A 6,641-nucleotide genomic window follows, 5' to 3' on the forward strand; every position below is an offset into this window, starting at 1 on the left:
GCACTCTGGCCGCACATGACCACCCCACGATTGTTCCAGGCAGCCTGAACGCCATTGTCACCCTCCGACAGAGCAGCCGCCATGGTGCTGCTCGGCATCGGAAGCGTGCCCGTCAGCGGCGAAACGTCTCTCGGAAGAGGATGGCGCGGCTGGCGTGCGAACGCACCACGTTGACGACAGGGCCCGGTCCGCTGGGGCAGGTCGAGGGCGACGGAGACTGGGTGGACGCGCTTCCCGAGCATGGTCGATCATGCAGGGCGACCTCATCGCGGACACGGCCACCACCGAACTCAAGTGACACGCTCAGCCAGCCCGCCTGTCGCGGACACCCTCGGTCGGCCGCGCGGGCCAGAGTGTCGCCTCGGCCCCCGACACCCTGGCCCGCGCGGGACTCACCCGCCGCTCACCGAAGCCTCGTCCACGCCACCGAACACGTGCCGCACCAGTTCCCCGTCCTTCTTCGGCACCGCGAGATCGTACGTCCCCGCATCAGTGACGAGTTCGTACCGCTCGAACTTCGGCGCCAGCCACACCTTCCCGCCCACCGGCCTCAGCCGGAACGGCCCCTGAAGGGTCGCGCTCCGGTCTCCTCGCGCGTCTTTCCAGAGCGGCGGTTCACCGGCGGCGAGCCGCAGGTAGCCCTGCCTGAGCCGCGCGACTGCTTGCCCTTGCCGACCGAGACCTCGACCGCGCCGCCGATGCTCTTCGTGAACCCGACGACCCGCAACGGCTGCCCACCATCGAAGTCGGCGATGTCCTGCGCGGGAGTACGACGCCGGATCCACGTCCAGCGCAGCAACACGTCCAGCATGATCTCGGTGCCGGCGGAACGGCGTTCCGTGCGTGAGTCTGTCACTTCGCTGTCCCCATTGATCAGTACCGCGTCGACGAGTTCCCACAGCGGCAGGGCCCTCAGTCGTCACGGGTGAAGTCCGGGACACCCGCGACCGAAGCCGGATCGTCGATCGACCACGTTGCAACGCCCTCCGGAGCACGCACCCGAGAAACGCTGATGCCGTGCAGACACGCGCCGCACCAGAACAGCACATAGCCGACCCGGCTGCTGTCGTTGACGATGTACCGAACCTCGAGACAGTCCCGACCGCAGACCGGACACGGGCCGCCGGCCACCTCGTCATGGCCCTCGGCTACGCCCGCCAACGCCTTCAGCCACGCCTCACGATCAGCCATCAGCCGAGCCTCCCGTTGAAGTAGTTCCAGAACTGGTCCTCCGAGGCGTAGGCAGCCCGCTCCCAGGCGCCTTCCTGCTCCAGCGTCGACGCCGAACGTACACACCGATCTGCATGACGTGCATCCGCTCGTGGCCGATGGTCCGGACGAGATCCTCCATGGAGGAGAAGGCGTCGGGATACAGCGTGATGGTCCCGTTCGGTGCCGTGTGGCCGTACAGACCACGCCCAATCAGGTCTGTGTCTCGGTTGATCTTGACACTCACGCCGGCCGGGCCGAAGCCGGCGTCCGAAGCCGCCTGGCTGACGACGCGCTTCTGCATCGGGACCTGCAACTCGGAGAAGGCTCCCGTGTTCGAGGTACGACGGGCCAGCCCACGTGAGGCGCTCCCGGAACTCGCGCCGCCCTTGGGCGCGGCCTCCTGGGCCCGCTCGCCGCCAGCAGCCGCACCGGAGCCGGCGGTCTCCTCGGCCGCGGAGTCCGCGGCACACTTCCGCGCTATTGGTAGGGGCCGATGACCGGCAGGCCCGGCTTAAAACCTTGCCTCGGCCAGGCCTGGGCGTAGTGGGGGTGGCGGGCGGGGAATTCGTTCCAGATGACGGTGGTTCTTGGGCTGGGCGAGCGCGGAGCGAGGACGTAAAGCCGGTGATAGCGGAACCCGGATTCCGCCAGCACCGCACCCCTCGCGCGCGGCGGCCACCTCTTCCGGCCCCGCAGAGGCGGCAACACGATGAGCGACCGCTGCCATGGTGTCACCCGCCCCTGGGCGGCCGGCGAAACGCACCTCAAGCCCGGAAGTACAACAGCCTCCCAGGTTCGGTACGACCGCAGATGGTCATCCAAGCGTTGCGAAATATGCACGGCCGTGTTGCGCTCGCCGCACCACGCCGTGAAAGTGGCCGCCTGAGACCCGCAGCACACTCTCCACATCTGCGCAGGACTCCCCGCTGACAGAAGCGGTGAAGGCGTCAGCCCCGGAGAGAGGGGCTTGGCCAGTCCGGTCGGACCAACAGAAGGAATCATCGTGATCGAGAAGGAAACCGCGTTTTACAGCGAGGGCAGCCGCCTCAAGGCCACGATCTACTACCCGGACAACCTGCCGGAAGGCGAGCAGTATCCGGCGATTGTCGTCAACTCCGGCTACCAGGGGTTCAACGAGTTCTACCCGAAGCTGTTCGCTCAGCGGATGACCGAGCACGGGTTCGTCTGCCTGGGCTTCGACTACCGCGGCATGGCGGACAGCGAGGGGGAGAAGGGGAGGGTCCTGATCGAAGAGCAGGCCCAGGATGTGCGCAACGCGGTGACGTTCATCAGCTCACAGGATGACATCGACCCGCGCCGGGTCGGTCTCGTCGGCTGGGGCATGGGCGCCGCGAACGTCATTCTCGCCGCCGAGAAGGCGGGCGACATCGCGGGCGTCGCTGCCCTGAACGGGTTCTACGACGGGGAGCGCTGGCTCAAGTCCATCCACACCTACGACGAGTTCCTGAAGATCGTCGACGAAGTGCACGAAGACCGGGTCAACCGAGTCCTTCGGGGCGAGTCCGAACTCGCGGACACCTTCGCCCACTACCCACTCGACCCGGCCACCGGTGACTACGTCGAGAAGGAGCTGTCGCAGGTCCACGGGTTCGGGCACCCGACCCGGCTACAGTTCACGGAGTCCATTCTGGACCTGAAGGTGGAGAATGTGGTGGCGAATCTCGCGCCGACACCTCTGTTCATCGCCCACGGCGAGCAGAATTCGCTGCATCCCTATGAAGAGGCCAGGTCCCTGTACGCGGTCGCCGCTTCGCCCAAGACCCTCTATACGATCTCCGGGCGCCACAACGACTTCATGTACGGCGACCACCCGGAGTTCCTGCTGCTGTGCGACCGTCTGCATGAGTTCTTCGACGAGGCATTCAGTGCCTTTGGCGCTCCCGCCCGGAGTATCTCGGCCTGACAGTCGGCCGGCCTGCCACACGGTGCCCGCTTGGACCGGCTTGGACCCGCTCGGACGCCGGACGTGGCCCGAAGGGGCGGTGCAGAAAATGCAACGTCGTGTTGCACGTACCGCCTTCCCTCATCTAGCTATTCATACCGCTACCCAAGGATTCGGTATGGTTCTTGAGCAAAAGCAGACCCTTGTGACGCGAAGCGGTGCTTCGCGAGTGATGGCGATCCTGGACGCGCTCGCCTCCGCAGATCCGGCCGTGTTCCCGGACGGGCTGAGCGTGGCCGATGTCGCCAGGATGCTGGGGCGTGAGAAGTCCGTCGTGTCCCGGCAGCTCAAGAGCCTGCTCGAGACAGGCATGGTTGCCAGACGTTCGTCGGGGCGGTACGAGCTGAGCTGGCGGCTCTTCGCACTGGCGGTCCGGGCGGGAGACCAGCGGCTGACCAAACTCGCGGCCCCGTTGTTGCTCAGGTTGACCGAGACCGTTCGGGAGCGCACCTATCTGAGCGTTCTCAGCGACGGTGAGGTGCTCACCGTTCTGTCGGAAGGCTCCCGGCGGTCGATCGAAGCCGCGAACTGGGTGGGACGCACGGTCCCGGTACACCGGAGTTCCAGTGGCATGGCTCTGCTGATGGACTACGAGGACAAGTACATCCTCGAAATGGTCCGGCGCGGTGAGAACGGGGTTTCGGAACGTGAGGCACGTGAGTTCCTCGCACAGGTGCACGAGGCTCGGCGGCGGGGATACTCGGTCGCGAACCGCATCTTCGACCCGGAGCTCCTGGGCATCGGGGCACCGGTTCGGGATTTCACCGGCCGGATCCACGCCGCAGTGAACATCTCCGGTCCAGCGTTCAGGATCGAGCCGCACATCCAGGCATTCGGCGGGCACCTGCTTTCGGCGGTGAAGGCCCTGCAGGCATCCCTCTGCTCCGACACACGCCCCGGCGCCGATCCGAGCGATCTCTGACGGCCGCCGAAAGCTACCGACCACCATCCGTTCGAGCCCTGGAGAACCGGAGAACACCATGCGACATCTCACTCGTCCTCTTCCCGAATCCGCCCTCGCCGCCCCACAGCAGCCGACCCTCCATTCGGTCGCGAGCTGTGCCCGCAGAGGGTCGGCCACCCCATGAGCCTCGTCTCCTACATGGAGGACAACGCCGGTAATCTGCTGTTCCTGGCCGAGCAGCACATCGAACTCGTCCTGATCAGCGTCGCGTTCTCCGCGGTCATCGGGATCGGACTCGCCCTGCTCACCCAGTCCGCCCCCGGCGTGCGTCAGGCACTGCTCTCCCTCACGGGATCCCTGCTGACCATCCCGTCGTTCGCCCTGTTCGCCCTCATGATCCCCGTCCTCGGACTCGGTGTCGCCCCGACGGTCGCCGCCCTCACCGTCTACGGGATCTTCCCGATTCTGCGCAACACGGTCACCGGCATCGAAGAGGTCGACCCGGCCGTCGTCGAGGCAGCACGCGGCCTCGGGATGGGCTCGGGGCAGCGGATGCGCACCGTCGTTCTGCCTCTGGCCTGGCCGGTGATCCTCAACGGGATCCGAACGGCAACGATCATGCTGGTCGCGACGGCGGCCATCGGAGCCATCGTGCGTGGCCCCGGTCTGGGGCAGCTGATCTTCCGTGGGCTGGAGCGCATCGGAGGAGCCAACGCGCTGGAGGAAGCCCTCTCGGGAGTGATCGGGGTGGTGCTCGTCGCTCTGGTTCTCGACCTGCTGTTCATCGTGATTGCCAAGATCACTGCTCTGCGAGGATTGAATGTCTGACAGCCCCAGCCCCGACGCCATGATCTTTCTGGACGAGGTCTCCAAACAGTACTCGGGCCAGGACGCAGCGGCGGTCTCCGAGCTTTCGCTGGAGATCAAGCGAGGAGAGTTCGTCGTCCTGGTCGGCCCGTCCGGATGCGGGAAGACCACGACTCTGCGGATGATCAACCGCCTCGTCGAGCCGACGCACGGGCGGATCTTCATCGACGGCAAGGACGTCACCCACGCGGACGTGGACGACCTGCGGCGCGGCATCGGCTACGTCATCCAGCAGATCGGCCTGCTGCCCCACCTGACCATCGCGGACAATATCGCCCTCGTGCCCAAGATGCTCGGGATGAAGAAGTCCGGGCGCCGTCAGCGGGCGAAGGAGCTGCTGGAGATGGTCGGACTCGATCCGTCCACCTACGCCGACAGATACCCCAGGCAGCTCTCCGGCGGCCAGCAGCAGAGGGTCGGCGTCGCCCGTGCCCTCGCCGCGGATCCGCCGGTGATGCTGATGGACGAACCGTTCGGCGCCGTTGACCCCATCGCGCGGGAGAAGCTCCAGATGGAGTTCCTGCGGCTCCAGGAACGTATCCGCAAGACGATCGTGATGGTCACGCACGACATCGACGAGGCGCTTCGCCTGGGCGACCGCATCGCCATCTTCGGCCCCGGCTCCCGCCTGGCCCAGTTCGACACTCCCCTGGAGATTCTCAGCAACCCCGCCGACGACTTCGTCCGCGACTTCGTCGGATCCGGCGCCCCGGTCCGGCGGCTGTCGCTCCTGAAGGTCTCGGACGTCATCGCCGCCCTTCCGCCCGAGACGCCGGGCGGTGCGAACGCCGTCGCGATCGACGCTGGTGAAAGCGTCCACCGGGCGCTCGAACTGGTCCTGGGTTCGCGCGCAGAGGGCATAGAAGTCAGCGTTCCCGGCGAGGGCAGCCGCTACCTCGGCCTCCAGACCCTGCTCACGGCGGCCGCGCAGCCGGCGAAGGTTCTCTCATGAGCACCGGGGCCGTCGAAGGAGTCACCCGCTCCGGCGGGCGCCGCTCCAGGACCTGGGTTCTGCCGCTGGTCGTCCTCGCCATGCTGGGAGCCCTCTGGGCCTACGTCGGCTCCCTGCGACTGGACTCCATCGAGACCCGCAGCCTGACCTCCGACGTCGTCCTCACCGCCCTGTGGGAGCACGTCCAGCTCGTCGCCGCATCGACGCTGCTGACCATCGCCATCGGCGTCCCCCTCGGCGTACTGCTGACCAGGCCCGGCATCAGCAGGGCGGGGGTGGTCGTGCTCGCGGCCGCCAACGCCAGCCAGGCGGTGCCGTCCATCGGCGTACTGGTGATCCTGGCCATGGTCTTCGGCGTGGGCTTCTGGATGGCCGTTGTGGCGCTGGTGCTGTACGCCCTCCTTCCCGTGCTGCGCAACACCATGGTCGGGATCCGTCAGGTCGCCCCCGCGCTGATCGACGCAGGGCGCGGTATGGGGATGAACTCCCGAGCGGTGCTCTTCACCATCGAGCTCCCCCTGGCGGTACCGGTGATGCTGGCAGGCATCCGGGTGGCGCTGATCCTGAACGTCGGCGTCGCCACCCTGGCCGCCTTCACCAACGCCGGGGGACTCGGCTCCGTCATCTCCTCCGGCATCTCCCTCGACAGGACGCCGGTGCTCGTGGTCGGCAGCGCCCTCACGATGGCTCTGGCCCTGACCGTGGACTGGCTGGCCGGCCTGGCCGAGCGGGTCCTGCGCCCG

At 67.1% G+C, this 6,641-nt stretch carries 8 protein-coding genes; 5 read left to right on the plus strand and 3 right to left on the minus strand.

Annotated features, from left to right (window positions below; translation table 11 throughout):
* Positions 1 to 392: 392 nt before the first annotated feature.
* Genes I8N67_RS43590 through I8N67_RS40590 form a run of 3 tightly spaced genes read right to left on the minus strand, consistent with a single transcriptional unit; the run spans position 393 to position 1,191 of the window.
* On the minus strand, positions 393 to 545 hold the full coding sequence (locus tag I8N67_RS43590; protein WP_234047063.1) for a hypothetical protein: 153 nt from the start codon (positions 543 to 545) through the stop codon (positions 393 to 395).
* A 5-nt stretch (positions 546 to 550) separates the two neighbouring features.
* Complete coding sequence (locus I8N67_RS40585) at positions 551 to 856, minus strand: hypothetical protein (protein ID WP_234047064.1); 306 nt, start codon at positions 854 to 856, stop codon at positions 551 to 553.
* A gap of 56 nt (positions 857 to 912) precedes the next feature.
* Complete coding sequence (locus I8N67_RS40590; RefSeq protein WP_200309327.1) at positions 913 to 1,191, minus strand: hypothetical protein; 279 nt, start codon at positions 1,189 to 1,191, stop codon at positions 913 to 915.
* A gap of 988 nt (positions 1,192 to 2,179) precedes the next feature.
* On the opposite strand from I8N67_RS40590, the gene I8N67_RS40595 reads away from it, so the two are divergent.
* The 5 genes from I8N67_RS40595 to I8N67_RS40615 all read left to right on the plus strand — a co-directional run.
* Positions 2,180 to 3,136: an alpha/beta hydrolase gene (locus tag I8N67_RS40595; RefSeq protein WP_200309328.1), complete on the plus strand. Its 957-nt coding sequence runs from the start codon at positions 2,180 to 2,182 to the stop codon at positions 3,134 to 3,136.
* Between the two features lie 88 nt (positions 3,137 to 3,224).
* Positions 3,225 to 4,097, plus strand: coding sequence for an IclR family transcriptional regulator (locus I8N67_RS40600; protein ID WP_234047065.1), 873 nt, complete (start codon positions 3,225 to 3,227; stop codon positions 4,095 to 4,097).
* A gap of 162 nt (positions 4,098 to 4,259) precedes the next feature.
* Positions 4,260 to 4,907, plus strand: coding sequence for an ABC transporter permease (locus I8N67_RS40605; RefSeq protein ID WP_200309330.1), 648 nt, complete (start codon positions 4,260 to 4,262; stop codon positions 4,905 to 4,907).
* Positions 4,900 to 5,898 (plus strand): ABC transporter ATP-binding protein, encoded by a 999-nt coding sequence (locus I8N67_RS40610; protein WP_372443914.1) that lies wholly within the window; start codon positions 4,900 to 4,902, stop codon positions 5,896 to 5,898. The genes I8N67_RS40605 and I8N67_RS40610 overlap by 8 nt, the downstream gene beginning before the upstream one ends.
* The coding region (locus I8N67_RS40615) for an ABC transporter permease (RefSeq protein ID WP_200309331.1) at positions 5,895 to 6,641 on the plus strand (747 nt) is incomplete at its 3' end. The genes I8N67_RS40610 and I8N67_RS40615, both read left to right, overlap by 4 nt.

It is taken from the genome of Streptomyces adelaidensis (genome assembly GCF_016598475.1).
Taxonomy (GTDB): Bacteria; Actinomycetota; Actinomycetes; order Streptomycetales; family Streptomycetaceae; genus Streptomyces; species Streptomyces adelaidensis.